The following is a 248-nucleotide window of genomic DNA, read 5'->3' as shown; positions in this document are numbered from 1 at the left end:
TCTGATCCGCCAGACCCGCGTCCACACCCTCGGAACCCAAGACCACATCCCGGACCGGCACATCAGCCCCGAGCTCCAACTCCAACAGCCCGCACACCCGGTCGAACACCTCGGCGAACAGCGGGCTGGACGCGTACAACTCCCGGCCCATGCCAGTCCACTGCGATCCCTGGCCGGCGAAGACCAACCCCACGCGGGCATCCGCCCGCGCCACCCCGGCAACCACCGAAGCCGACGACACACCCGCA

At 69.4% G+C, this 248-nt stretch carries 1 protein-coding gene; it reads right to left on the bottom strand.

Annotated elements, in window-relative coordinates; translation table 11 throughout:
- Positions 1–193: acyltransferase domain-containing protein (locus tag WA788_RS35840; RefSeq protein WP_335984735.1), on the bottom strand; the 193-nt coding region annotated here is incomplete at its 3' end.
- Positions 194–248 lie beyond the last annotated feature (55 nt).

It is taken from the genome of Streptomyces sp. CA2R106, from assembly GCF_037034245.1.
Classification (GTDB): domain Bacteria; phylum Actinomycetota; class Actinomycetes; order Streptomycetales; family Streptomycetaceae; genus Actinacidiphila.
Note: the sequence above shows the minus strand (reverse complement) of the source record. Positions and strands in the feature narration are given on the sequence as shown.